Source organism: Pseudomonas uvaldensis (genome assembly GCF_021271205.1).
In the GTDB taxonomy this organism is placed as follows: domain Bacteria; phylum Pseudomonadota; class Gammaproteobacteria; order Pseudomonadales; family Pseudomonadaceae; genus Aquipseudomonas; species Aquipseudomonas uvaldensis.
In genome coordinates, this window is sequence record NZ_JAIWKS010000005.1 from 449,090 (window position 1) to 474,554 (window position 25,465).

19 protein-coding genes are annotated in these 25,465 nt (G+C 64.4%); 8 read left to right on the plus strand and 11 right to left on the minus strand.

Features of this window, described 5'->3' with window-relative positions; translation table 11 throughout:
* Positions 1 to 28 precede the first annotated feature (28 nt).
* Positions 29 to 1,777 carry a diguanylate cyclase gene (locus LCU97_RS14470; RefSeq protein WP_232776914.1) on the plus strand — a complete coding sequence of 583 codons (1,749 nt, stop codon included), beginning with the start codon at positions 29 to 31 and terminating at the stop codon, positions 1,775 to 1,777.
* A gap of 30 nt (positions 1,778 to 1,807) precedes the next feature.
* On the opposite strand, the gene LCU97_RS14475 is transcribed toward LCU97_RS14470, so the two are convergent.
* The gene (locus tag LCU97_RS14475; protein ID WP_232776915.1) at positions 1,808 to 2,665 is read right to left on the minus strand and encodes an NAD-dependent epimerase/dehydratase family protein; all 858 of its coding nucleotides are present in this window, start codon (positions 2,663 to 2,665) and stop codon (positions 1,808 to 1,810) included.
* A 187-nt stretch (positions 2,666 to 2,852) separates the two neighbouring features.
* Between LCU97_RS14475 and exbB the strand changes: the two genes are divergently transcribed.
* From exbB to LCU97_RS14505, 6 genes are all read left to right on the plus strand, one after another.
* A complete protein-coding gene (gene exbB / locus LCU97_RS14480; protein WP_053148748.1) occupies positions 2,853 to 3,833 on the plus strand; it encodes a tonB-system energizer ExbB in 981 nt (326 codons plus the stop codon).
* Between the two features lie 6 nt (positions 3,834 to 3,839).
* Positions 3,840 to 4,268 (plus strand): TonB system transport protein ExbD, encoded by a 429-nt coding sequence (gene exbD / locus LCU97_RS14485; protein WP_053148751.1) that lies wholly within the window; start codon positions 3,840 to 3,842, stop codon positions 4,266 to 4,268.
* Complete coding sequence (locus LCU97_RS14490; protein WP_232776917.1) at positions 4,265 to 5,023, plus strand: energy transducer TonB family protein; 759 nt, start codon at positions 4,265 to 4,267, stop codon at positions 5,021 to 5,023. The genes exbD and LCU97_RS14490 overlap by 4 nt, the downstream gene beginning before the upstream one ends.
* Positions 5,024 to 5,206: 183 nt before the next feature.
* On the plus strand, positions 5,207 to 6,127 hold the full coding sequence (locus LCU97_RS14495; protein ID WP_053148756.1) for a hydrogen peroxide-inducible genes activator: 921 nt from the start codon (positions 5,207 to 5,209) through the stop codon (positions 6,125 to 6,127).
* 9 nt (positions 6,128 to 6,136) lie between these two features.
* Positions 6,137 to 8,212 (plus strand): ATP-dependent DNA helicase RecG, encoded by a 2,076-nt coding sequence (recG, locus tag LCU97_RS14500; RefSeq protein WP_053148759.1) that lies wholly within the window; start codon positions 6,137 to 6,139, stop codon positions 8,210 to 8,212.
* Between the two features lie 78 nt (positions 8,213 to 8,290).
* Positions 8,291 to 9,688 (plus strand): aminoacyl-tRNA deacylase and HDOD domain-containing protein, encoded by a 1,398-nt coding sequence (locus LCU97_RS14505; protein ID WP_053148762.1) that lies wholly within the window; start codon positions 8,291 to 8,293, stop codon positions 9,686 to 9,688.
* 75 nt (positions 9,689 to 9,763) lie between these two features.
* On the opposite strand, the gene LCU97_RS14510 is transcribed toward LCU97_RS14505, so the two are convergent.
* Positions 9,764 to 10,141: a hypothetical protein gene (locus LCU97_RS14510; RefSeq protein WP_053148765.1), complete on the minus strand. Its 378-nt coding sequence runs from the start codon at positions 10,139 to 10,141 to the stop codon at positions 9,764 to 9,766.
* Between the two features lie 471 nt (positions 10,142 to 10,612).
* Between LCU97_RS14510 and LCU97_RS14515 the strand changes: the two genes are divergently transcribed.
* Positions 10,613 to 10,996, plus strand: a complete 384-nt coding sequence (locus LCU97_RS14515; RefSeq protein WP_053148768.1) for a DUF6124 family protein — start codon at positions 10,613 to 10,615, stop codon at positions 10,994 to 10,996.
* Between the two features lie 525 nt (positions 10,997 to 11,521).
* Here LCU97_RS14515 and tagQ read toward each other — a convergent pair.
* The 9 genes from tagQ to LCU97_RS14560 form a co-directional block, all read right to left on the minus strand.
* Complete coding sequence (tagQ, locus tag LCU97_RS14520; protein WP_053148770.1) at positions 11,522 to 12,463, minus strand: type VI secretion system-associated lipoprotein TagQ; 942 nt, start codon at positions 12,461 to 12,463, stop codon at positions 11,522 to 11,524.
* An 84-nt stretch (positions 12,464 to 12,547) separates the two neighbouring features.
* Complete coding sequence (locus tag LCU97_RS14525) at positions 12,548 to 14,275, minus strand: formylglycine-generating enzyme family protein (RefSeq protein WP_232776920.1); 1,728 nt, start codon at positions 14,273 to 14,275, stop codon at positions 12,548 to 12,550.
* Entirely contained in the window at positions 14,268 to 15,464 is a 1,197-nt protein-coding gene (locus LCU97_RS14530) for an ABC transporter permease (RefSeq protein WP_232776923.1), read from the minus strand. Before LCU97_RS14530 ends, LCU97_RS14525 begins: the two co-directional genes overlap by 8 nt.
* Entirely contained in the window at positions 15,464 to 16,180 is a 717-nt protein-coding gene (locus LCU97_RS14535) for an ABC transporter ATP-binding protein (RefSeq protein WP_269802943.1), read from the minus strand. The genes LCU97_RS14530 and LCU97_RS14535 overlap by 1 nt, the downstream gene beginning before the upstream one ends.
* Positions 16,180 to 19,278 carry a serine/threonine-protein kinase gene (locus LCU97_RS14540; protein ID WP_269802928.1) on the minus strand — a complete coding sequence of 1,033 codons (3,099 nt, stop codon included), beginning with the start codon at positions 19,276 to 19,278 and terminating at the stop codon, positions 16,180 to 16,182. The genes LCU97_RS14535 and LCU97_RS14540 overlap by 1 nt, the downstream gene beginning before the upstream one ends.
* Positions 19,275 to 20,006 (minus strand): PP2C family protein-serine/threonine phosphatase, encoded by a 732-nt coding sequence (locus tag LCU97_RS14545; RefSeq protein WP_053148789.1) that lies wholly within the window; start codon positions 20,004 to 20,006, stop codon positions 19,275 to 19,277. Before LCU97_RS14545 ends, LCU97_RS14540 begins: the two co-directional genes overlap by 4 nt.
* On the minus strand, positions 20,007 to 20,660 hold the full coding sequence (gene tagF / locus LCU97_RS14550) for a type VI secretion system-associated protein TagF (RefSeq protein WP_232776927.1): 654 nt from the start codon (positions 20,658 to 20,660) through the stop codon (positions 20,007 to 20,009).
* Positions 20,657 to 24,157 carry a type VI secretion system membrane subunit TssM gene (gene tssM / locus LCU97_RS14555; protein ID WP_232776929.1) on the minus strand — a complete coding sequence of 1,167 codons (3,501 nt, stop codon included), beginning with the start codon at positions 24,155 to 24,157 and terminating at the stop codon, positions 20,657 to 20,659. The genes tagF and tssM overlap by 4 nt, the downstream gene beginning before the upstream one ends.
* Positions 24,154 to 25,464 (minus strand): DotU family type VI secretion system protein, encoded by a 1,311-nt coding sequence (locus LCU97_RS14560; RefSeq protein ID WP_053148797.1) that lies wholly within the window; start codon positions 25,462 to 25,464, stop codon positions 24,154 to 24,156. The genes tssM and LCU97_RS14560 overlap by 4 nt, the downstream gene beginning before the upstream one ends.
* Position 25,465: the final 1 nt, after the last annotated feature.

Sequence of the window (25,465 nt, forward strand, 5' to 3'; positions counted from 1 at the left end):
TCGTTTACCTCCATGTGCAGAGGCATTGATGGGATACCGTAAGCCCAGCTTGAAAATCGCAGCCGCCGCGGCGGTGATCATCATGAGCTTCAATGCCGCCGTTGCGCCGCTGTGCCTGTCCTGGGTGGGGCAGACCCAACGTGACCGTCAGTTGGTCGAGGACCAACTGACCTCCCTTCGTGGCTTGCTCGAACTGGTGGTGGATGCTGAAACCGGGCAGCGCGGCTACATCATCACCGGCGATGACCGTTTTCTGCAGCCTTACTACGCCACCATGACCAATCTGCCCGAAGGACTGCGCACGCTCGAAGCGCTGTACGCCACCGATCCGGCGCAAGAACAACAAGCCGTCCAGGGCATACGGGCCCTGGTGGACGAGAAGATGGCGAACCTGGCCGAGACCATCAAGCTGCGCCGTGACAAAGGCTACGACGCGGCCATGCAAGTGGTGATGCAGGGCGTCGGCAAGGGGCTGACGGACCGCATCAGGGAAAGCATCGCCACCCAGGTCAAAGGCGAAATGGATGAAGTCCTGCAGCTCGATCAGCAACTGGTGCAAAAAGCCCTGTTGGCCGTTGCCTTTTCCCTGTCGAGCACTTTGCTCACGCTGGTGCTGCTGGCCTGGCTTTTCCTGAGGATGCGTGAAGCTATACGCCAGACCGAAAACTCGGCTTTGGAGGCGTCCCAGGAGTCGAGTCGTGTCGAAGCGGGCATGGTATTGCTGCGAAAACGCAACAGGGAAATCTCGCTACTCGGAGAAATGTCCCAACTGCTGCAGACCGAAATGACCCTGGCCGAAGGCCTGAAAGTCACTGCGGAATATTGCAATCATCTGCTGGCGGGAACCGCAGGCTCCGTTTATCTGTACGGCCATGCAGCCGATCTGTTCGAGCTGGCCGGTGAATGGGGGGATGGACAACCCGCCTCCCCGACCATCATCCCCCACGAATGCTGGGGCCTGCGGCGTGGCAATGCCCACCATGGTGTGCTCGGCCAGCCACTGATTTCCTGCGAGCATTACTCGCCGCTGGACCCAGCCTCCGAGCGCAACCAGTCCAACCTCTGCCTTCCGCTCATCGCCTACGGCGAAGTGATGGGGATGTTCTACATTCGCAAGCTTGCCGAGGCCGGTAGCCAGGAAGCTTTCAGCGAGACGGAAATGGAGATCGCCAAGTCGATTTCCGAGCAGGTCGCGCTGGCCTTGTCCAACGTCAAGCTGCGCAATGCGCTGCATGACAAGTCGATCCGCGACCCACTGACCGGGCTGTTCAACCGCCGTTATATGGAGGAAACCCTCAACCGGGAGATGGCCCGGGCACAACGCATGGAGTCGCCGTTGAGTGTGGTCATGCTGGACCTCGATCACTTCAAGCAGATCAACGACATGCATGGCCACGCTGTCGGCGATGCCGTGCTGCGTTCAGTGGCGAATCTGCTGAAACAGTCGCTACGGGCTTCGGACGTGGCCTGTCGGTATGGCGGCGAGGAGCTCATGCTCATCCTTCCCAACTGCACCAGCGAGCACGCCGTGCAGAAGGCACAACAGCTGTGCGATTCGGTGCGTGCGTTGATCATCACCGAGGCCGGCAAGGCCATCTCGGTCACGGCCTCGTTTGGCGTGGCCTCGACGGGCATCGGTCATTTCGATGCGGCGGAGCTGGTTGGGATGGCAGACAAGGCGCTTTACCAGGCCAAGGAGACGGGGCGCGACCGGGTTGTTTTGCAAGCCTGCCGCCCCGAGGCGGCTGCAAGCCCGGTGCACCCGCAGGTGCCCTGAGCACAGCCGCACCCACCGCAGGCTGACGGATCAGCAGCGCCCTTCCAGAATCGCCGCATACCCCTCGCGAAAGCTCGGATAACGCGGCGACCAGCCCAGGGCCTTGGCCCGGGCGTTGCTGCAACGCTTGCTGCCGGCGCGACGGACGCTGGCGTTTTCGGCCCATTGGGTGACGCCCATGTACTCGCGCAGCCAGGCCACCACGTCGGCCAGGGCGGCGGGAGCATCATCGACGCCGATGTAGCAGTCGTCCAGGGACTTGCCCTGTCGATCGGCCTTGAGCAGGTGCGCCAGCAGGCCGGCGGCGTCGTCGGCGTGGATGCGGTTGGCGTACAGGGGCGGGTCTTCCACGACGCTGTAGCCTTGGCGCACTTGGCTGAGCAGCCATTCGCGACCGGGGCCGTAGATGCCGGTCAGGCGCACACGGCTGGCCGGGATGCCGCTGTCGAGGGCCACTTGTTCGGCTTCGAGCATCAGCCGGCCGGAGTAGCCGCCGGCCACGGTGGGCGAGGTTTCGTCGACCCACTCCCCCGCCTTTTGCCCATAGACGCTGCTGCTGGAGACAAACAGCAACCGCTTGGGCTGCTGGCCGTGCTGCTTCAGCCAGCCCAACACATGTTGTAACCCTTCTACATAAGCCGCGCGGTAACCCGCTTCGTCGTGTTCGGTGGCGGCGGCGCTGTACACCAGATAATCCAGCGGCCCGGTGGGCCAATCAGCCGGGCGTTGCTCGCTGAACAGATCACCCGCGACCCCCACGACACCGGCCGGCAGGCTAGAAACCGTACGGCGCAAGCCATACACCTGCCATTGCTCGGCCACCAACTGACTGGCCAGACGGCCGCCGATATCACCGCAACCGGCGATCAAAACAGAAGGCGCGGACATCGAAAACTCCTCGGGTAAAGCTGCAGACTAGCCCTCGTTGGGGACGAGCGGCTAGCAATGCTGGAAAAAAAGATACTCTATTACTTCTGTTAACAAGAATTACTTGCAATAATGCTCGCCAATTTTGTTCTCGGCCCACGAGGCCTGGAAGAACATCAACCGTCTTTTTCTCTCAGGTCCGGCCAGCATGAAACACTCTCTATCCTCCGCTTCGCCAACCAACCGACCTCGCGCCTGGAGCGCCGTGGCAGCGCTGTTGTTCAGCCTGCTATTGGCACCTGCCGTCGCGTTCGCCGATGCACAGACGCCTGTCACCACCCCGGCCACCGCGCCAGCGGCCACCCAGTCGCCTGCCGAGGCGACTGCTCCGGTTGCAACGCCGGTCGCCGCCGACCCGGCTCAGGCTGTCGAAGCCACTGCCGCCGACGCTCCGCAGGTGCTCGAGGCAGACAACACGTTGGGCATGGCGCACGACCTGTCCCCGTGGGGCATGTACCAGAACGCCGATGTCATCGTGAAGGCCGTGATGATCGGCCTGGCCATCGCCTCGATCATCACCTGGACCATCTGGATCGCCAAGGGCTTCGAGCTGCTGGGGGCCAAACGTCGCCTGCGCGGTGAGATCGCCGCCCTGAAAAAAGCCGCCACCCTCAAGGAAGCCAGCGCCTCCGCGGCGAAGGAAGGCACCCTCGCCAACCTGCTGGTGCACGACGCGCTCGAAGAGATGCGTCTGTCGGCCAACAGCCGGGAGAAGGAAGGCATCAAGGAACGCGTGAGCTTCCGCCTCGAGCGCCTGGTGGCGGCCTGCGGTCGCAACATGAGCAGCGGCACCGGCGTACTCGCCACCATCGGTTCTACCGCGCCGTTCGTGGGCCTGTTCGGCACAGTGTGGGGCATCATGAACAGCTTCATCGGGATCGCCAAGACCCAGACCACCAACCTCGCCGTCGTCGCTCCCGGCATCGCCGAAGCCTTGCTGGCGACCGCGCTGGGCCTGGTCGCCGCGATCCCGGCGGTGGTCATCTACAACGTATTCGCCCGCTCCATTGCCGGCTACAAGGCCCAGGTGTCCGACGCCTCGGCCGAAGTCCTGCTGCTGGTCAGCCGCGACCTCGACCACCTGCCGTCCGAGCGTGGCTCGCAACCGCACATGGTGAAAGTGGGGTAATCGGCCATGGGCCTGCATTTGAAAGAAGGCGCAGACGACGATCTGGCCGAGAACCACGAGATCAACGTCACGCCGTTCATCGACGTGATGCTGGTGCTGTTGATCATCTTCATGGTGGCCGCCCCGCTCGCCACCGTGGACATCAAGGTTGACCTCCCGGCGTCGACGGCCAAGCCTTCGCCCCGGCCGGAGAAACCGATGTTCCTGAGCGTCAAGGCCGACCAGCGCCTGTTTCTGGGCGAAGAAGAGGTCAAGGCCGAAAGCCTCGGCGCGGCCCTCGACGCCAAGACCCAGGGCAAGAAGGACACGACGATCTTCTTCCAGGCCGACAAGGGCGTGGACTATGGCGACCTGATGAGCGTGATGGACGCTCTGCGCAGCGCTGGCTACCTGAAGGTCGGTCTGGTCGGACTCGAGACGGCGCCGAAGAAATGATCACGACGCGCCAAAAGCTGACGCGTTACAGCGGTAGCCTGGCCCTGGTGCTGGGCGTGCATGCGCTCGCCATTGCGCTGGCGCTGAACTGGACGACACGGCCGCCCATCGAACTGCCACCGCAGGCGATGATGGTCGAACTGGCACCGGTTCCCGCCCCACCGCCGCCGGCGCCGCCTAAAGTCGTCACACCGCCGAAACCACCGGAGCCGGTCGAAGAGCTGCCGTTGCCCAAGCTCGCCGAAGCGCCAAAGCCGGAAATTGCCATACCCAAGCCGGTCAAGCCCAAGCCCAAGCCTCAACCGCCCAAGCCCAAGCCGGTGGAAGAGAAGAAGCCGGAGCCGCCAAAGGAACAACCTTCGGAGCAAAAGCCGAGCGACAGCCAGCCGACCCAGGCCCCGACGGAAAAATCCGCGCAACCGGCTCCTGGTCCATCGCCTGCGCAGTTGGCCGCCAAGGCCAGTTGGCAAGGCACACTGCTGGCGCACCTGGGCAAGTACAAGAATTACCCGGCCAGCGCCCGAGCGCGGGGTAAGGAAGGCTTGAACCGCCTGCGGTTCGTGGTGGATGCCGAGGGCAATGTGTTGTCGTTCGAGCTGGTGGGCAAGTCCGGCAATGCCGATCTGGATCGGGCCACGCTGGAGATGATCCGCAAGGCCCAACCGCTGCCCAAGCCACCGGCCGACATGCTGACCAACGGCTCCATCGAAATTGTTGCGCCGTTTGTGTATTCCATCGATAAGCGCAGGCGCTGATATTGCAAGCCCCTGTAACCGGGGCTTGTGACTTTGTGGCGAGGGGCTTTACCCCCTCGCCACAAATTGTTTCTTTCGCCACCGTCCCATATTGCCCGGTGTCCTACCGCCCCCGCAGTCTGATAACGTGCGTCTATCGATTGCAGCCGGTATGCTTGGCTCGCAACTTCACGGACGCTCGCCATGACCCTCACAGAATTACGCTACATCGTCACCCTCGCCCAAGAGCAGCACTTCGGCCACGCGGCCGAGCGCTGCCATGTCAGCCAGCCGACGCTGTCGGTGGGCGTGAAAAAGCTCGAAGACGAACTCGGTGTGCTGATTTTCGAGCGCAGCAAGAGCGCCGTGCGCCTGACCCCGGTGGGTGAAGGCATCGTGGCCCAGGCGCAGAAGGTGCTGGAGCAGGCCCAGGGCATCCGCGAACTGGCCCAGGCGGGCAAGAACCAGCTGACCGCCCCGCTCAAGGTCGGTGCGATCTACACCGTCGGCCCGTACCTGTTCCCCCACCTGATTCCGCAACTGCACCGGGTCGCCCCGCAGATGCCGTTGTACATCGAAGAAAACTTTACCCACGTGCTGCGCGACAAGCTGCGCAACGGCGAGTTGGACGCGATCATCATCGCCCTGCCCTTCAACGAAGCCGACGTGCTGACGCTGCCGCTCTACGACGAGCCGTTCTACGTATTGATGCCGGCCCAGCACCCCTGGACCCAGAAAAAAACCATCGACGCCGGCCTGCTCAACGACAAAAGCCTGTTACTGCTGGGCGAAGGCCACTGCTTCCGCGACCAGGTGCTCGAAGCCTGCCCCACCCTGACCAAGGGCGGTGAAGGCGCCAAGCACACCACGGTGGAATCCAGTTCCCTGGAAACCATTCGCCATATGGTCGCCTCGGGCCTGGGCATTTCGATCCTGCCGTTGTCGGCGGTGGACAGCCATCACTATGCCCCCGGCGTGATCGAAGTCCGCCCGATGTCGGCCCCCGTGCCGTTCCGCACCGTCGCCATTGCCTGGCGCGCCAGCTTCCCGCGACCCAAGGCCATCGAGATCCTCGCTGACTCGATCCGCCTGTGCTCCGTGGCCAAGCCGCCCGCCGCCAAGTAAGCCGCTGCCATGACGGAGCTGTCCAAGGTACCGGTCACGACGCTCAAGGGCGTGGGCGAGGCCATGGCCGAGAAACTGGCCAGGGTCGGCCTGGAAAACCTTCAGGACGTGCTGTTCCACCTGCCCCTGCGCTATCAGGACCGCACCCGCGTGGTGCCCATCGGCCATTTGCGACCGGGGCAGGACGCGGTGATCGAGGGCACCGTCAGCGGCGCCGATGTGGTCATGGGCCGCCGCCGCAGCCTGGTAGTGCGCCTGCAGGACGGCACGGGTGGGCTCAGCCTGCGTTTCTATCATTTCAGCAATGCCCAGAAGGAAGGCCTCAAGCGCGGCACCCGTGTGCGCTGCTATGGCGAAGCGCGGCCCGGTGCTTCGGGGTTGGAGATCTATCACCCGGAGTACCGCGCCATCACAGGTGACGAACCGCCGCCGGTGGACGAAACCCTGACCCCGGTCTATCCCCTGACCGAAGGCCTGACCCAACAGCGCCTGCGCCAGCTCTGCCAACAAGCCCTGACCCTGCTGGGCCCCAGCAGCCTGCCTGACTGGCTGCCCACCGAACTGGCACGGGACTACCAATTGGCCCCGCTGGCCGACGCGATCCGCTACCTGCACCATCCGCCCGCCGATGCCGATGTCGAGGAGCTGGCCCTGGGTCATCACTGGGCCCAGCACCGGCTGGCCTTCGAAGAACTGCTGACCCATCAACTGTCCCAGCAACGCTTGCGCGAAAGCCTGCGCTCGCTGCGTGCCCCGGCCATGCCCAAGGCCCGGGACCTGCCCGCCCGCTACCTGGCAAACCTGGGCTTTACACCAACGGGCGCCCAGCAACGGGTCGGCAATGAAATCGCCTACGACCTGAGCCAGCCCGAGCCGATGCTGCGGCTGATTCAGGGTGACGTGGGGGCCGGCAAGACCGTGGTCGCCGCCCTCGCCGCGCTCCAGGCCCTGGAGGCGGGTTATCAGGTGGCGTTGATGGCCCCGACCGAGATTCTGGCCGAACAGCATTTCATCACCTTCCAGCGCTGGCTCGAACCGCTGGGCATCGAGGTCGCCTGGCTGGCCGGCAAGCTCAAGGGCAAGAACCGCACTGCCGCCCTGACGCAGATCGCCGAGGGCGCGCCGATGGTGGTGGGCACCCATGCGCTGTTCCAGGATGAAGTGCAGTTCAAGAACCTGGCGCTGGTGATCATCGACGAACAACACCGCTTCGGCGTGCAACAGCGCCTGGCCCTGCGGCAAAAAGGCGTGGGTGGGCGGATGTGTCCGCACCAGTTGATCATGACCGCCACGCCGATCCCGCGGACCCTGGCCATGAGCGCCTACGCCGACCTCGACACCTCGATCCTCGACGAACTGCCCCCCGGCCGTACGCCGGTCAATACCGTGCTGGTCACCGACACCCGCCGGATGGAAGTGATCGAACGGGTGCGCAGCGCCTGCGCCGAGGGGCGACAGGCCTATTGGGTGTGCACGCTGATCGAAGAATCGGAAGAATTGACCTGCCAGGCGGCGCAAACCACCTATGAAGACCTCAGCGCTGCCCTCGGTGAGTTGAAGGTCGGGTTGATCCACGGCCGCATGAAACCCGCCGAGAAAGCCGCCGTCATGGCCGAATTCAAGGCCGGCGCCTTGCAGTTGCTGGTCGCCACCACGGTCATCGAAGTGGGGGTGGACGTGCCGAACGCCAGCCTGATGATCATCGAAAACCCCGAGCGCCTGGGCCTGGCGCAGTTGCACCAACTACGCGGCCGAGTCGGTCGGGGCAGCGCGGCCAGCCATTGCGTGCTGTTGTATCACCCGCCACTGTCGCAGATCGGTCGCCAGCGCCTGGGCATCATGCGCGAAACCAACGACGGCTTCGTCATCGCCGAAAAAGACCTCGAGTTGCGCGGCCCCGGCGAAATGCTCGGCACGCGCCAGACCGGTCTGCTTCAATTCAAGGTAGCCGACCTGATGCGCGACGCTGATCTGCTGCCTGCGGTACGCGACGCCGCCCAGGCTCTGCTGGAACGCTGGCCGGACCACGTCAGCCCGTTACTGGATCGCTGGCTGCGGCATGGGCAGCAATACGGCCAAGTGTGAGCACTCTCTCAGTTTCAGGGCCCACCCGCCCGGCAAGCTGGTTATACTGCTCAACTTGTAGGAAAACGGATACAGACCATGACTGAAGCTGCCCTCGCCCCCGAAATCCCGCACGCTCCGTCTGTTATTCGGCAGTTGCTCGAGAAATCAGGCATCGCCTTTGACGAAGTGCTCGACCGACCGGGCCTGAACCCTGCCCGCAAGGTGCAGGCCGTTCTGGTACATGATGCCGTCGGTGCGCTCATGGTGCTGTTTCCGCAAAACCAGCTACTGGACCTCAACCGCCTGGCCGAACTCACCGGCCGCAAGCTCACGGCGGTGTCGACCGAGAAGTTGGAACGCATGCTTGGCAAACACAGCCTGACCATGCTGCCAGGCCTACCCGCACTCACCAGCTCCCCATGCCTGTATGAAGAAAGCCTGTTGCGCGAGCCCAAGCTGCTGATCAACTCGGGCGAATCAGGGGTGCTGCTGGAAGTCACCAGCGAAGCCTTCAAGGCCATGCTCACCAAGGCCAGCGCCGCCACCTTCGGCGAAGCCCTGAGCAACATCACCCCGAACCTGGACCGCCCGCACGACGACCGCGCGGAAATCACCCAGGCGGTGCAAGCCTTCACGGCACGGCGCATCCAGCAACGGCTGGAAGAAACCATCGAGATTCCGCCGCTGGCCGAAACTGCTCAAAAAATCATCAAACTGCGGGTCGATCCGGACGCCACCATCGATGACATCACGGGCGTCGTCGAAACCGATCCGGCCCTGGCCGCGCAAGTAGTGAGCTGGGCCGCCTCGCCCTACTACGCCTCGCCGGGCAAGATCCGTTCGGTGGAGGACGCCATCGTCCGCGTGTTGGGCTTCGACCTGGTGATCAACCTGGCGCTGGGCCTGGCCCTGGGCAAGACCCTGAGCCTGCCCAAAGACCATCCGCAACACACCACGCCGTACTGGCAGCAATCGATCTACACCGCTGCCGTCATCGAAGGCCTGACTCGCGCCATGCCCCGTGCCCAGCGCCCGGAAGGCGGCCTGACGTACCTGTCCGGCCTGCTGCACAACTTCGGCTACCTGCTGCTGGCCCACGTCTTCCCGCCGCACTTCTCGCTGATGTGCCGGCATCTGGAAGTCAACCCGCACCTGTGCCACAGCTACGTGGAACAACACCTGCTGGGCATCAGCCGCGAGCAGATCGGCTCATGGCTGATGCGCTATTGGGACATGCCCGATGAGTTGGCCACCGCGCTGCGCTTCCAGCACGACCCGCACTACGACGGCGAATACGCCGCCTACCCGAACCTGGTATGCCTGGCCGTGCGTCTGCTGCGTGCCCGGGGCATCGGCTCCGGTCCCGACGAAGAAATCCCGGATACGTTGCTCGAACGCGTGGGGCTGACGCGGGAGAAAGCCAACGATGTGGTGCACAAGGTACTGGAAGCCGAGGTGCTGCTACGGGAATTGGCTTCGCAGTTTCATGGCTGAATAGACCCATCAGGCCATTGCAGGTGGGTGAAGCTCCTGTGGCGAGGGGATTTATCCTCTCGCCCAGAGTAAGCGCTAGGCTTTTGGTTTTTTGGGCTTCAGATATTTGGTCAACCCCTGAAACCAGATCACCAGCCCCGGGTTGCCCTTGATCTGAATCGACTTGTCCTGGATGCCGTTCATAAACGCCAGCTGTTTGTTCTTGGCCTGCATCGTGGCGAAGCCGTAGGCAGCGTCCTTGAAGGCGATGGCGAAGGCCGGGGTCGGGTGGGTGCCGGACTGGCTGGTGATGCGCTGGTCTTTCACGATGAAATGCCGGGCGATTTTTGCGTCCAGGGTTTGCAGTTGGAACACCAGATCCTTGTCGCCCAATTGCTGCTGGAACGCCGGGTTGGTCCGGCTGGCCTTGCCCATCAACAACCCCAGCATCCACAACAGGAAACGAAATTTCATCGGCACAGCCTCGTAAGAAAGATGATTGGCCGGGGCAGTTTAGCGATTCTTTGGCGGAACGCCATCATCTGAACGCTTTAGCGGAAGATGAGCAGTATTTCCTGCATGATGACTGCCAAGTCACGTTTTCCCAGCATGACCGTTTCCCTTCAGCTCCCTCGGAGATTTCCTTCAAAACGCCGGGCTGTCCATGAACTAGGCAGGGCTTCCGAGCGCCGCTAACCTCTGTTCGTCATCGCAAAAAACGGTGACACGGACGTGCAAGTCCGGGTAAAAGAACGCCCCAACAATGTCACCAGCCATTCAACGAGCATTCGTGCCTGTGTTTTATGGCGGCTGTGTGCGGGAGACTCTAGCGGTCTGCCGAGGTTTGGGCGATTTACTCGGTCTTGCACACTCGCACACAGCTGCCACCCTTCATCGCGTGCAAGCGAGCCAGGGCGGCCTTAGATTGAAGTGGAAGCCCAAGCCATGTTCAAAGTAACGCCTAATCCACCGCCAAGCGGTCACAAATCCCGCGTCGAAGCTCTCGAAGAAAAGAAACTCGAAGAAGCCGCCACCCGCGCCCTCGACTACTACTTAAAACCCCGACCTTCCCCACCTCCCGAGCCCGACAAGAATCAGCTGTTCATCGTCGCCCCTCATGTCGACACCGAAACCCTGCTGGCCAACGCTTCCGAAGACCTGCAATCGATCAGCACCATCGCCGCCGACCTGGCCGACGACGTCGACGACTCCCGCCGCAGCATAGCCCTGGCGATCAGCCGCATGGCCGATGGGGTTCAGTTGTTGGTAGAGCGGGCGCTGGATCGTCTGGAAGGGCAGGAGGCAGCGGTGCTGAGAGGCAAGGGATAAGTCAGCCAGCCTTGATGCAAGCCGGGCCGCCGCCATCGCGAGCAGGCTCGCTCCCACAGTGGATTGGTGTACACCCGAAAGAGACAAGGCTTTGGCTCTGGCTTTGGCTTTGGCTTTGGCTTTGGCTTTGGCTTTGGCTTTTGATCTTGGACGCCCCATTAACCACAAGGGCCGAACGCAGGCATTGTGGAGTGGGCATCCCGGCATGGATGCCGGGATAGCCGCGCTGGGCCATGGATGGCCCTTCGCGGCGGGCCCACGGAGCAATGCCGGAGTGAGGGAACACCTCGCCGTGGCGAGGTGCCCAGTGGTGGGGCCAGCGTTCTTTGCTTACTTTCTTTGGCGTTTGAAAGAAAGTAAGTCGCCGTCAGGGCGAAACCCTAAGCAGCCGTTACCGCAGCAACGGATATGTACTCGACCCCAAAAAACCGGCCAACCGCAAGGCCGCCTTCGCGAGCAAGCCCGCTCCCACAGATTTTTCATGCGGTGATCACACCAGCAAAGGCATGATCACCCACCCATCAATCAAACATTCGGGCAAGGCACCGGTGCCCAGTCGCCCAGGTCCGGGTTTTTGCACATGCTGTTGACCTGGCTGGTGCCGGCGCTGGCGACTTGTTTGCTTTCATCCTGCTTGGCCTTGGCGGTCTGCAGGGTTTTCTCGGTGGTCACCGCTTCTTTCGGCACGGTTGGCAGCACTGGCGGCTTTTTCGCAGGCTTGACGGGTTTCTTGGTCTTGGAGGTGGTGGTCGCCACGACCGGGGTGGTCTCGGCGGTCGCCACGGTCACCACGTCGGTGCGCTGCACGCCCACTTGCTGCAGGTCTTTTTCATAGGCCTGGGTGTAGTTGTTCAGGTCTTCCGAAGCCTTGCCGTTGACCGCGACGATCAGGTCGTTGGACTCTTTCAGGCCGGCGACGATTTCTGCCAGGCGCTTGCGACCTTCGGTGTCGTTGACGGTCTTGGCCTTGCGGTCGGCAACCAGTTTGGTGAACGCGCTCTGGTAGCACTGCTGCGAAGCCTTGGCGTACGCGGTGCTGCGGTCGATGTCGGTAACGCTTTTGTTGACGTCGGCGGCATAGGACGCGATGCGCTGGTTGTCATCGGCGATCTGCTTCTGGCGCTCGGTGTAGTAACCGGCGGCGCCGCCCGCCAGGGCACCGCCCGCCGCGCCGATGGCGGCGTTGCGGCCACGGTCTTCCTTGTCGGCGGTCAGGGCGCCCAGCAGCGCGCCACCGACGGCACCGACAGCGGCACCGGTGATGACCGACTTGGTCATGTTCCCCTCGGTGGCCCGCAGGTGCTGCACCGGCTCGTAGCAGTTGGGGTAGTACTCGACCTTGGTGCTCGATGCGACCTTGGACGTCGGCGACGTAGCGCAGCCGGTCAGGACGGTGCTGAAGCCGACCGCGACCATCAGCAAATGACGCTTGGAAACCGAAGCAAAAGGTTTACGGGAGAAAAGCATAGTTGTGTTCTCTTTTAAGTTTTGACCAGCTCAGCACGGCCCGACGCCGCCTGAGTTCCCTCCAAGCTTGCTGGCAATGAACGCTCAAGACCGCTGGGCGCTCGTTGCCAGCAATTCCTTCAATATCGCCGCCGGGTCGGCTCGTTTTTGCTGACGATATTCCCCGACATGACGAACGAATAACGTGGCGCGCGCCACCAGGCTCTTGCCCAGTACCGGCTTGCGCTCCATCTCCTCCTTGATGCGTTGAAACTGCGCCTGAATCACGGCATCGGTGTAGCGCGTGCCGGTTGCCAGGTTATCGATGTAAATCGCTACCGCGCCGTCCAGCGCACTGCGGCCGTTGTCGATGGCCGTGGCGAACAGCTGGGCGCTGGCGTCGTCCTTGGCATCCACCGCCGCCTGATGGCTGCGCTGCAAATTGGTCAGGCGGATGTTGTAGTTGTTGACGGTCTCGGCCACCAGGGCCGCCGACTGGATCAGGTTGCCCGCCGCTTCCTCGCGCTGCTGGGCGATGAGCGAGACGTTGCGCTTGAGCTCTTCGTTGACCAGCCCCAGTTCGGCTTGCAGGCGCGGATCGACGCTGGCGGCGATGATGCTGTCCAGGCGTTTGGTGGGGTCCTGGGCGTCGTCGATGGCGTCGGTCAGGGACGCGAGGCGACCTTCTTTCTGCCATTGGGCGAACAGCTCCTTGTAGCGCGAGCGCGGCGCCGACAACGCACCGACCGCCACGCGGAACCCAGTGGTTTCATTGCTTTGTTCGGTACCGTCAGCCGCGAACAGCGGGTACTCCCGGCGCATGCCGGTGAACAGCGTGCCCTCGCCTTCCAGGTAATTGCCGCCCTTGACCACGAAGCCGCCGTAGGCGCCCTGGCGGCGTCCGGAATGCACCAGTTGGAACGACTCCTGGACCATTTCGGCGGCGTTGCCGATCACGTCGAACAGGCCGATGGGGTTCGGCAACTTGGTGCCAATGGGCATCAGCCGCGCCGCCTGGCCGGTGCCGCCGGCCACTTGGTTGAAGACGGCCCAATCACCCAGCGGCCCATCGCTTTCGCTGCCTTCGACGCGCCGGGGAAACAGCCGCCCTTCCAGGTCCTGGCGGCTGACGGCCTGCCCGCCACGGGCGGCGAACTCCCACTCCACTTCGGTGGGCAGGCGCACGAAGCCCAACCCGCCGTCTTCGGCAGAGGTGCCGCGACCACTCACCGGCAGCAGGTCCTTGTGGTATTTCATCAGCCAGGCGCTGTACACCGCCGAGAAACGCTCCGCCTCGAACTTGGACAGTTTCACCTTGGGCAGACGCCCGGCCATGCCCTGGGGCAACTCGGCCAGCAGGGCTTCGCAGGCCGGTGCCGGTTCGCCGCTGGCGAGGGACTGTGCCTGGGCCATGACCTGCGCGTACTGGCGGGCGGTGACTTCGTATTTGCCGATGAAGTACAGCATCGGCTTGAGTGGCGTCTGGGCGTCGGTCTTGGGCATCAACGGAGTGATGGTCTTGCTCCAATCCTTGGGCAGATCCTTGAGGGTGAACTGGCCGTTGATGAAGTCGCGCCGGTAACCGGAGATGAATGACTGCTGGTAGCCGGCCTCGCCTTCGCTGAAGGGGTAGCCGAGGCTGATCTCGCGGTCGTCCAGGGTGCCCTGGGCGAGGATGTAGACGTAACGAAACACCATTTGCCCCTCACAGGGTAGTGGCAGGCTGACGTCGTCCGGCAACGGCTTGGGGTTGTCCAGCTTGTCAGTGCCTTCATCGGCATACACAAGGCTGGCCAGACTCAGCGCCACGGCGGCGCTCAATAACTTATACATCGCGAATTCCTTCAGACGCCTGGATACGCGCCACCCGCCAGCCGCCACAAGCCGCTGCCAGGGCGCTGACGCCGAGCACGGCCACCAGGGCCAGGGTGTAATGACGCACCAGCAGATGGCTGGCGTATTCGCCTGGCATCTGCGCAAATAAATAATTGAGACCCGACTGCGCCAGGCCATACAGGCCGGCACTGAGCACGGCCGCCAGCGTGGCGCTGTAGAGCGCCTGCAACACCACGAACAGCAACAGCGCGGCGGTGGATACGCCCAACAGGCGCAACACCGACAGTTCCCGGCGCTTGCGCTCGACCGCCGCCAGCGCGCCGGCAAAGATCGCCGCGAAGGCACCGGCCAGGGCCAACCCGGCGATGATCCAGAACACGATCGACAGATTGCGGCTCAGCGATTGCACCTGTGCGATGGTCTGGGCCTGGGTGGATACCAGCAGATTTTGCCCCGCGAAATACTGCCGCAACGGCTCTACATCACCGAGGCTGCGCGCATACAAACGAAACGCTGGATAGACCCGTTGCCCGGCCACGCCCACCCCATCGCCGGGCCAGCCGAACGCCGGCACGGCGCGACCGTCGCGGTAATCCTCGGCGGCCTCCAGCAAAGCCAGCGGCGCGAACAGACCGTCCCGGGCAAAGGCTTCCAGCGGCAGTACGTGCAGCACCTGGACCCGCGTGCGCTGGGCCTCGCTGCGACCGGCCACCTGCCGGCCGAAACTGGCCTGCAACCAATCGCCCGCCTTGACGCCAAGCTTCTCGGCGGCGGTCTGGCTGAGCACCACCTGATCCAGCCCTTGGGGCAACGGCAGGTGTTCGAGCAGAGGGTCGTTGGTGGCCGTGGGGATCATCTCGACGGTGAGCGCCGACGCAGCGCTGTTCAAATCCGCCGTCGCGGCGATCTGCCGGGTGCGCGGCAAGGCGAAGGCCACATCGCCGCGCCGGCCCAGCTGCTCGATGAATTGCGCGCTGAACCGACCGCCGCCCAGGGGGATGATTTCCCGGGTAGCCGGGTCGTTCTGCAGGCGTTCGGTCAGGCTGGTGACCAGGCCGAATTTCAGCCCGAACAGCACCAGCAAGGGCGCCACCACGGCCACCAGCGCCAACACCGAGCAGGCCGACAGCCACGCATCGTTGCGGTAATCCTGCCAGGCCAGGGAAGCCACCAGCGCGCCGCGCATCAGCAAGCCTCCCCGAGGGTCGCGGTGACGCCGCCGTCGGCATCGCGGCGGCAACCGATGCGCCGCACTTGCAAACCACTGGCCCGGGCCAGGGCTTCATCGTGGGTGGCGACGACGCAGCACACGCCGCTGTCGCGGGCCTGCGCCACCAGCAAGTGCATGACCCGCTCGGCGTTCAGCGGATCGAGGGCGGCGGTCGGCTCATCGGCCAGCAGCAGACGCGGGCCATGGGCCAGGGCGCGGGCGCAACTGACCCGTTGGCGCTGGCCCACAGAGAGGTCCGCCGGTTTCTTGTCCAGTTGATCGGCAATGTCCAATTGTCCGGCCAGGCGCATCACGCTGCCGTCATCCTTCAAGCCCAGCAGTTTGCGCGACAACTCGATGTTGCCGCGTACGTCCAGGAAGCCCAGCAGGCCACCGGTTTGCAGAACATACCCCAGGTGACGGCTGCGCAGCTCGGCCAAGGTGTCCTGTTGCGACCCACGCCACAGTTTGGCGATGTCCAACGACGTGTCGCCGGGGGCAAAGTCGAACTGCCCGGCCTGGTCCGGCGCCAACACCAGGGCCAGCATATCCAGCAACGTGCTCTTGCCACAGCCGCTGGGACCGACCAGCGCCAGTTGTTCGCCGGCACGCAGGTGCAGCCGTGGAACCACCAGGCTGTAGCGCTGGCTGCCGGCGCCCCGGCTTTTGTGCACGGCATTCATCGTCAGCATCATGGCAACGTCGACAGTGGAACGCGGTACAGGGCATCGCCCGGCTCGGCGTCGCCGAAGCGCACCCAGTTGGCGAGGTCGTTGTGGAAGGTTTCATAGAGGCGGATTTTCGACTCCAGCTCATCGATGAAGTCTTCCTGCTCGGCCACACTCAAGGACAGCCACAGGTCCTGGGTCATGTTCAGCGACTTACTGCGGTACGGCAGCCCTTCCAGGTATTCGCCGAGAATCCCGCCATCGGCGAGGTTGGCGCCCTTGCGCAGGGCCGATGGGTCGCGGCTCATGTAGGCACTGGCGCTGGCGATTTCCTGGAAGAAATCCTTGGGCGAGCTTTGGGTCTTGCGGGCCGCGTCGACGATCAGCTTCAACGATTGCTGCAGGTCGTTGAGTTGCAGCTTGGTCAGCATCACGCACACCTGGAACGCCGGCAGCGCCGGGTTGGTCAGGTCACGGTCGGCGGTCCACGCGCTGACCAGTTGCGGCGCCTGGCTGGCGGTCTTGCGGCCGAGGAAATCCATGTGCATCGCGTAGCCCACGGCCGCCGACTTGTCGGCCAGGCTCGGCGCGGCGCCCAGCGCCGGAACGCTTTGCGGTTTGTTGCTGCGCACCTGATGCACCAGATCCGCAAACACCGAGCCGATCTCGTCCACCCGCTCACCGAGCTTGCGCACATCGGCGCCCGGCACCGGAATGTACAGGTCACCGATCTGTGGGTTGGCGTCGGCGGTCAGGGTGCGGTATTGGCTCTGGGCACCGGCGTGGGTCTTCTTGCCGGCGTCGCTGAGCAAGTGCAAGGCGTAGATCTTGATCTGCTTGCCCAGGGCCGCCTGACGCACTTCGGCTTCGTTCATCTGGGTGGCGGCAAACGGGTCGTTCTTGCGCAGGGCGCCGGCGTCGGTGATCAGCAGGATCAGGCGCCCGCCATAGCCGGACCAGTCCATGCCCTCCACCGCTTCCATCACGCCGGCAAACGCGTCTTCGTTGAACGAATGGCTCGACACGGTGGAGGCCTTGACCTGCCGTGCGAGGTCCAGGAAGCGTTGCGGGTCGCGACCCTGTTCCAGAGTGATCAGGGTCTTGGCGACGTATTCCAGGCCTGGAGTTTTCTTGACGCTGCTGCGGAAACCCACCAGGCCGAAGCTGACGCTGTCCAGTTCGCCACGCTCGGCAATGCGGGTCTGCAGTTCGTGAACCACGTCGCGCACCTGATCGATGTAGGGCTGCATGGACACGGTGGTGTCCACCACCAGCACCACGGCGGTACGGAACGCATCGGCGTTGGCGGTCAGGATCGGTGTGTTGTTGGACGCGGCCCGAGGCGTGTTGCCGGGGTCGATGGAGGCCACGTTCAACAACTGCACGGGCTGGCCGTTCTCGTCGAAGCTCTCGCGCGAATCGAAGATCGGCAACAGGTAGAACTGGTTCTGCGGCACGGCGCTGGCCGCCGGTTCCAGGGCCAGCACCTGCTGGTTGTCCGCCGGGTTCTGTTGGGCCTTGCGCAGCACATTCTTGGCGTTGGAAGGATTAGCCAGCAGCTTTTCCACTTCGCCGGGCTGGCGCAGGAACATCACCGGCGCCCGGCCTGAGCGTTCGGTGAACTTGAGCACCAGGCTCTGCTTCCAGTCGCTGACCTGAGCGGCCGGCAACCAGCCGTCGCTGCGCCCATCGGTGGCAGCGCCGACGCGCACCCACGGGCTGCCGTTGACATCTTTGCGCTGGTACACGTAGAGCACGGAAAACGCCGGCAGGGCCTTGCCGGGCGCGGCACCCGGTTCATCGGCGAGCGTCGCCCCCGGTTTGCTGAGCACCCGCTGGAACAGGGTTTTCTTGCCGGCCATCAACAGCGGACGCTGGCCGCCATCGGCCTGGGTCGCCACGGGCGGATTCACCGGCGGCGACACGGGAGGCTGGGCCGGCGTGGTATCGGGGGTTTTCACCGGCGGCGCGTCAGGCGTCTTCACCGGTGGCTTGGTCGATGAGGTCGATGCTATCGGCGTCTTCGTGTCTTTTTTGCCGGAGTCGCCGGACAGCCACCAATAACCCGCCCCACCCAACGCCAGCGCCACGGCCACCGCAACGGCGGCGAGGGCAAATACCGGGGGCTTGCGCGACGGCGCAACGACCGGTCGCGGAGGTGGGCTCACCGGTGGCGGGGTTGGCCGGGGTTGCGATTGCGGCTGCGCCGGACCGCTCGGGATGTCGATGGACATCGGCGTCAGGCCCGCCAGGTCATCGGCCTTCGCAATGGGCGGGACGGGAATCGACATGGGCCGGATCAGCGTCGCTTCGGAGTCCTGGGGCAGGTTATCCAGCGCCCGCAACAACGCCGCCGCATCCGGGAAGCGCTCCGCCGGGTCCTTCGCCAGCAACTTGCGCAGCACGTCCTGGTAGCGGCCGTGGTGCACCGGCAATTCCGGCAGTGGTTCGGTCAGGTGGGCCAGGGCCGTGGACAGTGCGTCGTTGCCGGTATAGGGCAGTTTGCCGACGAGGATTTCGTAGAGCACGACACCCAGCGCATACAGGTCGGCACGACCGTCGATGTCCTGGCCGCGTGCCTGTTCCGGGCTCATGTAGCTGGGGGTGCCGACGGCAAAACCGGCCTGGGTGAACTGGGTCCGGTCGTCCAGGGACTTGGCGATGCCGAAGTCCGAGAGCACCGCCGTGCCATCGGCGCGGAACAGGATGTTGGCCGGTTTCACGTCGCGGTGCACCAGTCCCAGGCCATGGGCGTAACCCAGGGCCGAGGCGATCTGGCGGATGTAGATCAGGCCCTGCTCCGGCGACAGGCCCGCGGCGATGCGCTCCTTGAGCGTGCCGTTGGGCAGGTACTCCATCGCCATGTAATACAGCTCACCGACGTTGCCGATGTCATGGATGGTGACCGTGTGCGGATGCGACAGGCGCGCCAGGGTCTTGCCCTCGCGCAGGAAGCGCTCGCAGAACGTCGGGTCGGCGGCCAGCGCGGCGGCCATGACTTTCAGCGCGACCTTGCGCTCCAGGGACCGCTGGGTCGCCAGGTAGACGCTCGCCATGGCGCCTTCGCCGATCTCCCCTTCGATGTCGTAGCCGGGGATCTGGATGTTCATGACAGAGTTCATGCCGGCACCTTCACGACCACTACGGTGATGTTGTCCGGCGCGCCGCGCATCAGCCCCAGGGACACCAGGCTGCTGGCGATTTCGCCGGGTTCGTCGTGGTTGAGTACTTCGCGGATTTCATCGTCTTCGACGGTCTTGGTCAGCCCGTCGCTGCACAACAGGTAGCTGTCGCCGGGCACCAGCAACAACTCGACCATCGCCAGCTTCAACTGCGCCTCGACCCCGATGGCCCGGGTGACGATATTGGCCCGTGGATGCACTCGGGCCTCGGCTTCGCTGAGCAGACCACTGTCCTGCAGGTCCTGAACGTAGCTGTGGTCACGGGAGATACTTTCCAGCACCCCGTCGCGCAGACGGTACAAACGACTGTCGCCGGCCCACAGGCACATGCCGCGCAGATCACGGGTGGCGAGCACCACGACGGTGCTGCCCATCATGGTCACGCCACGGTTGGCGGTTTCCTCGCGCACGGCAGCGTTGACTCGCAGCAGGTCGGTTTGCAACGCCGCGACGTATTCGTCCAGCGAGCGGCCCAAGGCAATGCCGCGCAAGCTATCGACGATCAGGCTGCTGACGTAATCGCCTGCCGCGTGCCCGCCCATGCCATCGGCGACTACCCACAAACCGTTTTCCGGCAGGTCCAGGCAAGCGTCTTCGTTGACCTGACGGACCATGCCGACATGGCTCTTGCTTGCAGACTTGAATGCTTTCCCAGCACTTGGACGCATCTACACAACACCTTCTTGGCCGAGCAAAAATTGCGCAAAATCAGCGGCAGCCGGCAACCCCTGGCACCGCATCAAACCGGGCGCGATGCGCTCCGATCCCTGGCCCCACCACAGGCTCATGCCTTCGCAGGACGACTCGGCGAGCGCGCTCATGCGCGTCTGCGGGTCGGTGGCGTCGAAGCGATGCAGGCTGGCGAAGCGGCTGCTGGGGGTGCGCGACCGATACAACGGGCTGCCGAGGTTTTCCAGTTCCGCGCCGAAGGCCTCGAAACTGGCCTCCACGTTCAGGGTACTCAGGAGCAGGTTCTCCACCCGCTCGAACCACTCGTCCGCGCCACCCACCACGGACGCAGGGTCCGCGTCGGGCTCCAGCAGCACCGCCACCGTCAGCGGGAAATACCGGCCGACCCGGTCGATGCTCGGCATCACCACGCCCACGGCGGCGTCCGGACCACAGACACCGGGGGCGACCAAAAAGCGCCACAACGGGCTGACCAGATACGCATCCAGCCAACGCTCGCCAAGGCTGGTCTGGCTGGCAAGCAGACCCGCCGCCAGCCAGGAATCCCACGGCGCGATGAAACTCTGGGGCAAACCACGGCTGACGAAGTCCCCGCGGCTGGCCAACTTTCCATAGAAGCCCGGTGTACTCATAGCCGCTCCGGCAGGCTGAATCCACTGAGCACACGGCTCTTGAACGGGTTGAAAGCGCTGTTGGCCCGCAGTTCGTACGAGGCACTGGCGTTATCGACCCGCAACCGCAGGTTGAAGCGGTCCGGCGAATTGCCGGCGGTCAGGTCCGATTGCTCCAGCAGCCGGAACCACGCCCATGGGCCATCCAGGGTGATGCCGGAACGGCCACTGGACGACGGCGGCATGATCGAGATGCGCACCACGCCGATGCTGCCGGGGTTGGGCCACTGCATGGCGGTCGGGCGACTCGGGCCGTGGTCGTAGCTCAGTTGCTGGCCGTCCAGGTCGAGCAGGAACTGGGTGATGGTCGAATCCATCGCCACCGGTTTGAGCTCGAAGCGCACCATCGGCTGGGTGCCGCCGGAACGGAAGAACGCATCGCGAATGGCGGCGGCGCGCTGGAAGGTTTGCAGCACGCCGGGAGAAATGCCCAGCTTCTGCGCAGCGCCCGGCTGCCAACGCCAGGTCGGCGTCGAGGTGTCGACGTAGGGTTGCAGGTATTTGCGGAAGTAGTTGTCCATCACCCCGCCGACGCCGAAGAACTGACCGAAGTCATCGAGGGTTGCATCCCGTGCACTGCCCGGCGACATCGGATAACGCCCGGCCAGGGATTGGCGATAAATGTTCACCACCTCGCTGGTCCAGGCGGCGTTCAGTTGATTGCGCACCCCGCCCATCATGGTGTTGGTGGTGGAGTTGACCACCGACTTGACCAGCCCCTGAACCAACGGTGGCTGGCGCTCGGCGTTGAGACTGACCCGGGTGGCAGCAGCGGCCGCCTGGTTCTTGGCCTCGCCGAGCAAGGCATCGCCACTGGCGCCGACCATGGCGCTGACCTGCACGTACAGCGCGTTCATGTCGGCCAACAGGCCATCGATGGCCGCCGGTTCGCCTTCGTTCTTGTTGACGATGCTGTTGAGCTCGGCGAAGTGCGCGGTGATCGGATCGTCGCTTTGCGCAGGCGCGTTTGGCGTCGCCTGTTCCTGGCCGAGCAGGCTGCCCAGGCGCTCCTTGAGCTTATCCACCCCGCCTTCTGCCGGCGCGCCTTGGGCGGCCAGCAGGCGTTCGTCCTGTTGCAGGTCGGTTTCCTTCGCCACCGCCACCAGCAGTTTTTTCAACGGCGAGGTCGGCCCGGAAATCACCCGCAGCACGTCAGCGGCCTGGGCCACGCTGGTGATCGGCACGAAGTCGATGTCGGCGAGCAAGGCGTCCCATTGGCGCTGGTAGTCCTGGAAGTACAGGCGGCGCACATCGGCGGCCAGGCTGGCGACGTTCTGTTGGTCGGCCTGTTCATGGCCCAGCACCCATTGCTCTTCGGCCAGGGTGCCGGTCTGGCTCAGGCTGGCGAGCAGAAAGCCCTGGCGGTACCCCTTGACGGTGAAGAACCCGCTCAACGGCTCGCCCAGCGGCTTGCCGCTCTTGCGGCTGAACACCAGCGCGGCGTCACGCCCGGCGGCCTCGTTGATGCGGAAGTCCGGGATGCCTTCGGGTAATTTCTGGCGCTTGATGCGGTCGTAGACACGCTGGGCCACGGGCAGTTGTTGCAGTTGCCGGCGCAGGTCTTCGATCAGCCGAGGGTCCAGCCGTGCGGTAGGCGGACGACGCTCGAACAGTGATTGCAGATGCTCAGTCAGGGCCAGACGCTGTTCGGCCGGCAGATCACGGGGCAGGCTGCGGTCCCAGTCCAGGGCAATCCAGGCCTTGATGAAGTCGGCGTCGTAATGCTCGGTGTCGGCGAGCATCAGGTAGGCCTTCAAGCCTTCGTAGAGGAAATCCGAATTGCCGCCGCTGTGCAGTTGCTCTTCGATGCGCGTCAGCAGGCGGGGGGCGAACACGGCGATCAGCAGCTTGCGATAGACGCTGCCGGACTCGGCTTCGAGCATGTCGCCCTGGTACAAGCCCAGGCCTTCTGCCCAACTCGGTGCATCGTCGGCCAGGTGTTTCACGGCGTTGAGCAGTGGCAACACCGCGAGCACGTCGCGTTGCGCCGGGCTGAGGTTCTGCACGGTCTGGCCCAGCGGCGCGACCTTCTGGTCGACCTGAGCGATGTACGCCTGATTGGCACGGTAACTGACCCACCACAACGAGCCGACCACCAGCACCAGGACCACGGTGGAGGCCAACACGCCCCGGGCGATCCACTTGCGCCGACGCTCGACCTTGGGGTCGACGCCCACCAGCCCGCGTTCGGCAAAGGCCACGGCGGTGAACAGTTTTTCGATGAAGTAGCTGCGCCCGGTGCCGGTCTGGCGCGCCAGGTGCTGGCGGTCCAGGTTCATGCTCTGGGCCATGGCGCCGATCAAGCGGTCGATCGGGCTGCCTTCCTGGGTGCCGCTGGTGAAATACACGCCACGCAGCAACACGCGTTCTTCGAAAGCGTTGGGTTTGAATACGCCTTCGAGGAAGCTTTGCAGGCAGTCCTTCAGGGCACCGAACTGCTGTGGGAAACCGTAGATCAGGTCGCGCCGCGCCGGGTCGCGTTCCTGTTGCAGGCGCTCCACCAGACGGTCGTTGAGACGCTGTTCCAGGCCGGCGAATTCGCTTTGCAGGTGCGCCAGCGGGCTGTCGTTGCTCTTGCCATCGTCGAGGGCGAAGGTCATGCCCCAGACCTGGGCGCGCTCTTCCTTGCTCAAGGTGTCGAAAAACTCCATGAACCCCGGCACCAGGTCGAGCTTGGTGAGCATCAGGTAGACCGGGAAGCGCACGCCCAGTTGGGTGTACAGCTCCTGGATCCGCAGCCGGATCGCGGCGGCATGGGCGGCGCGCTCGGCGTCGCTGCCCAGCAGCAGGTCGGACAGGCTGATGGCGATGAACGCACCGTCGATGGGGCGCCGGGCGCGCTGTTTCTTCAACAGTCCCAGAAAGCCCAGCCACGCCGCCTTGTCGACGGTCGCGTCGCTGTCCTGGGTGGTGTAGCGGCCAGCGGTGTCGAGCAACACGGCCTGATCGGTAAACCACCAGTCGCAATTGCGCGTGCCGCCGACACCGCGCACCGCACCGGCGCCCAACTGGGCTGCCAGCGGGAAGTGCAGCCCGGAATTGACCAGCGCAGTGGTCTTGCCCGAGCCCGGCGGGCCGATGATCACGTACCACGGCAGTTCGTAGAGGTTACGGCGCTCGTCACCCCCGAGCTTGGCTTTCTTGAGCAGCGCCAGGGCTTCGTCCATGCGCTGGCGCAGGGTTTCCAACTCTTCGGCGGTGGCAATGCTGGTGGGGTCCGGCGGGGTTTGCTCGGCCAGGCTGCGCATGACCTCGGCGGCTTGCCGGCGGGCCTGGATGACGCGGAACACCCGGTAGGCGATCCACACCGCGAACACCAGGATGATCAATGCCCAGCGTCGGCCCTCCGGCACCAGCCAGTCCAACAGCGGGCCAACGAACCAGATGATCAGGCTCAGGGCGATCAGCCCCAGCAACGGGATGACCCAGCGGATCATAAAACTGAAAAACGCTTTCACTCGACCCCCTCCGCCAATACTGTGATTTCAACCCGGCGATTGCGCGCGCGGCCTTCCGTGGTGGCATTGGAAGCCAGTGGTTCGGTGTCGCTGCGACCTTCGGCGCTGAAGCGCTCGGGCTGGCCGGTCTTGGCCGCAAGAATCTGCAGCACCGACTGGGCCCGCGCCTCGGACAGCGCCCAGTTGGACGGGAACCGCAGCGTGGCGATCGGACGGTTGTCGCTGTGGCCGGTGACCAGCACCTGGCCCTTGACCTTGCGCACCGCGTCGGCGATGCGCAGCATCAGCGGTTGGAAATCGTCCTTGATGCTGGCGCTACCGGAGGCGAACAGTTCATCGCCACGGATGGTCACCACGGAACGGTCGACGGCATCTTCCACCGCGATCCGCCCGGCCCTGATTTCATCGGCTAGGAAACCGGCCAGGCGTGGCCGCTCGATCACTTTCGGCTGCACCACGGGACGGTCGATGGCCTGCACCGGGATTTCCCCCAGGGCATGGATGTTCTTGAACACCGGCTCTGCATCGGAGGCCAGCTTCATGCGCAGGCCGAACAACAGCGCCAACAGCAACGCGGCGCCAATGGCCACGGCGATCCAGGGCGGCATGAATTGGGCCAGCCGATCCCGAGCCACGGTGACGCCACGCCAATGGGGCGACAGCTCGCGCTCGTAGTCGCCACGGGCGCTGCGGATCACCGCGCTGGTGCGCTCGCGCAAGGCTTCCAGTTGGCTGCGACCGTCGTTCATCACCCGATAGCGCCCTTCGAAGCCCAGGCACATGCACAGGTACAACAGTTCCAGCAGGTACAAGCGTTCCCGCGGGCTTTGCAGGCAATGCTCCAGTAACTGGAACACCTTCTCGCCGCCCCAGGCTTCGTTGTGCACGGTGATCAACAGGCTCTGCTTGCCCCAATCGCTGGTGCCGCCCCACGGAGTGCTCAACACGGCCTCGTCCAGGGCGGTGCACAAGGCGTAGCGGGCCAGCAGTACGTCATTGCGCACCACGCCGGCGGCTTCGGCGCGCTCTTCGAACTGGCGCAGGTAAGCCAGCAGTTGCGCCCGCAGGCTGGCTGGCGCCGGGTGGGCGATGGTGTTGCGCAGGCGCGTCAACAACGCCAGCAACGGGCCGGCGGCGCTCTCCAGTGGATTGAGGCCCTGGGCCTTGCCGGTCAGGACCGGCGCGGCCGGCATCGACAGCGGCGCGGACGCCGGCGCCGGTGCGGGACGCCCGGCATCCGGACGGAAGGGATCGGCGCCACGACCACCGGGCGTCGGCATGAACTGGGTACGATCATCGTTGCTCATG

Coding starts and splice junctions, on each gene's coding strand:
- LCU97_RS14470 (WP_232776914.1), top strand. CDS start 29: ATGGGATACCGTAAGCCCAGCTTGAAAATCGCAGCCGCCGCGGCGGTG.
- LCU97_RS14475 (WP_232776915.1), bottom strand. CDS start 2,665: ATGTCCGCGCCTTCTGTTTTGATCGCCGGTTGCGGTGATATCGGCGGC.
- exbB (WP_053148748.1), top strand. CDS start 2,853: ATGAAACACTCTCTATCCTCCGCTTCGCCAACCAACCGACCTCGCGCC.
- exbD (WP_053148751.1), top strand. CDS start 3,840: ATGGGCCTGCATTTGAAAGAAGGCGCAGACGACGATCTGGCCGAGAAC.
- LCU97_RS14490 (WP_232776917.1), top strand. CDS start 4,265: ATGATCACGACGCGCCAAAAGCTGACGCGTTACAGCGGTAGCCTGGCC.
- LCU97_RS14495 (WP_053148756.1), top strand. CDS start 5,207: ATGACCCTCACAGAATTACGCTACATCGTCACCCTCGCCCAAGAGCAG.
- recG (WP_053148759.1), top strand. CDS start 6,137: ATGACGGAGCTGTCCAAGGTACCGGTCACGACGCTCAAGGGCGTGGGC.
- LCU97_RS14505 (WP_053148762.1), top strand. CDS start 8,291: ATGACTGAAGCTGCCCTCGCCCCCGAAATCCCGCACGCTCCGTCTGTT.
- LCU97_RS14510 (WP_053148765.1), bottom strand. CDS start 10,141: ATGAAATTTCGTTTCCTGTTGTGGATGCTGGGGTTGTTGATGGGCAAG.
- LCU97_RS14515 (WP_053148768.1), top strand. CDS start 10,613: ATGTTCAAAGTAACGCCTAATCCACCGCCAAGCGGTCACAAATCCCGC.
- tagQ (WP_053148770.1), bottom strand. CDS start 12,463: ATGCTTTTCTCCCGTAAACCTTTTGCTTCGGTTTCCAAGCGTCATTTG.
- LCU97_RS14525 (WP_232776920.1), bottom strand. CDS start 14,275: ATGTATAAGTTATTGAGCGCCGCCGTGGCGCTGAGTCTGGCCAGCCTT.
- LCU97_RS14530 (WP_232776923.1), bottom strand. CDS start 15,464: ATGCGCGGCGCGCTGGTGGCTTCCCTGGCCTGGCAGGATTACCGCAAC.
- LCU97_RS14535 (WP_269802943.1), bottom strand. CDS start 16,180: ATGCTGACGATGAATGCCGTGCACAAAAGCCGGGGCGCCGGCAGCCAG.
- LCU97_RS14540 (WP_269802928.1), bottom strand. CDS start 19,278: ATGAACTCTGTCATGAACATCCAGATCCCCGGCTACGACATCGAAGGG.
- LCU97_RS14545 (WP_053148789.1), bottom strand. CDS start 20,006: ATGCGTCCAAGTGCTGGGAAAGCATTCAAGTCTGCAAGCAAGAGCCAT.
- tagF (WP_232776927.1), bottom strand. CDS start 20,660: ATGAGTACACCGGGCTTCTATGGAAAGTTGGCCAGCCGCGGGGACTTC.
- LCU97_RS14560 (WP_053148797.1), bottom strand. CDS start 25,464: ATGAGCAACGATGATCGTACCCAGTTCATGCCGACGCCCGGTGGTCGT.